This is a genomic window from Streptomyces calidiresistens (assembly GCF_014141525.1).
GTDB classification, from domain to species: domain Bacteria; phylum Actinomycetota; class Actinomycetes; order Streptomycetales; family Streptomycetaceae; genus Streptomyces; species Streptomyces calidiresistens.
This window is the reverse complement of the sequence record NZ_VKHS01000972.1, coordinates 1-1,792: the sequence shown is the minus strand read 5'-3', so window position 1 is coordinate 1,792 and position 1,792 is coordinate 1. Positions and strand designations below refer to the sequence as shown.

The window sequence follows — 1,792 nt, the reverse complement described above, 5'->3', positions numbered from 1 at the left end:
GAGGGGCGGGAGGGACGAGCAACCCCCACCGTTGACCACACGGGTGTGCGACGGGTGGTGATGATGCGTCACCGGTGACGCATTCACGGGGATTTCGTTGGGTCGATGCCATCGGTTTCGGCATGACCACTTCTCAAGTCTGTTACGCGCTGGTAACAAACTTGGGGCAACCCCCCACACCCCCCACCCGGGAGGATTCATGAGACTCCGCCGCCTGCTGTCGGCGGCCGCCACCGCGGTCGCCCTGCTCGGCGTCTCCCTCGTCGCCCCCACCTCGGCCGCCGCCCAGGAGGCGCCGGCGCGCTACGTGGCACTGGGAGATTCCTACTCCTCCGGCGTCGGCGCCGGGAACTACCGTTCCGACAGCGGCGACTGCCGCCGCAGCACCAGGGCCTACCCCGAGCTCTGGGCTGCGGCCAACGCCCCCGCCTCCTTCCACTTCACCGCCTGTTCCGGTGCCCGCACCACCGATGTGCTCGCCGAACAACTCGGCCCCCTCAACGCCGAGACCACCCTGGTGACCATCTCCATCGGGGGCAACGACGCCGGCTTCGCCGACACCATGACGGTGTGCGTTCTCCAGGGAACCAACGCGTGCGTGAACCGTGTCGCCCGGGCCAACGCCTACATCACCGAGACCCTGCCCTCCCGCCTGGACGCGGTGTACACCGCGATCCGCGAGCGGGCGCCCAACGCCCGGGTCGTCGTGATGGGCTACCCGAGGATGTACCAGCTCAACGGCACCTGCCTGGTCGGGATCAGTGAGCAGTCCCGGGCGGCGATCAACGGGGCCTCGGACAACCTGAGCGAGGTCATCTCCAAGCGCGCGGCCGACCACGGTTTCGCGTACGGGGACGTCCGCCCGGCGTTCACGGGTCACGAGATCTGCTCGTCCGCCTCGTGGCTGCACAGTCTCACCCTGCCGATCGAGAACTCCTACCATCCGACCGCGGCCGGTCAGTCCGGTGGCTACCACCCGGTCATGGCGGCTCTCTCCTGACCCTCCCGGACCCATCCACCCCCCACCGCGGGGCGGGCCCTCTTGTCGTCCCCGACGGAGCGGCCCGCCCCGCGGCGTCACCCGATACGCTCGGAAAACGGGGCAACCCCCCGGCCGGGTGTCGCGTCCCCCATAGCGGGTGACGTTCCCACCGGCCCGGGCGAGGGCGGGTCGTCGCCGTCCCGCCGAGAGCACGGACCCGGGCGACCGGAGAAGGAGAGCGACATGTCAACGGGTGGAAAGATCGCCGTCGGGGGAGTGGTCGCCGGACTGTTCCTGTGGTGGCTGACGAACTTCTGGATCGCCGCGCTGGTGATCTTCGGTGTCCCCGCGGCGGCGTACCTGCTGCTGGACCCCTCCCAGCGCCGACGTCTGCGTCGGGTCTCCCGCAAGGAACTCGGCCGCTGACCCCACGCCCCCGGCCCCATCGGACCCTCCGCCGGTCCCGGGGTGCCGGGGGCTGTTCCGTCCCGTTGGCCCTCCGGGTGCATCCGGGCACGACCGGGCAGGACACGAACGGGGATGATCCCGGGATCCGCCCGACCGGGCGGATCCGTGCATGCCCGATACATCTTGGAGCAGGATGTGTCACCCGGCTCGGTGGGTCCGCCGGGCGCACTACGGTCCCGGTCATGGTCCACCCCCATCACCCCGACTCCCGGCCGGGCGTCGATCCCCGGTCGGGGACGGGCGGTCCCGGCCATCGGTCCGGCCGGGAGGTCGGAGCGTGAGTTCCCGACCGCTCCGCGGCGCCGCGCCACCCCCGGGGATCGCTCCCGGCGGTCCCCCCGG

General features: G+C 71.3%; 2 protein-coding genes. Both read left to right on the top strand.

The window, feature by feature from the left end; genetic code table 11:
- The first annotated feature begins 199 nt into the window (after positions 1 to 199).
- Entirely contained in the window at positions 200 to 1,000 is an 801-nt protein-coding gene (locus tag FOE67_RS24645; protein WP_182667030.1) for an SGNH/GDSL hydrolase family protein, read from the top strand.
- A gap of 225 nt (positions 1,001 to 1,225) precedes the next feature.
- Positions 1,226 to 1,408, top strand: coding sequence for a tail-anchor membrane protein (locus tag FOE67_RS24640; protein WP_182667029.1), 183 nt, complete (start codon positions 1,226 to 1,228; stop codon positions 1,406 to 1,408).
- Positions 1,409 to 1,792: the final 384 nt, after the last annotated feature.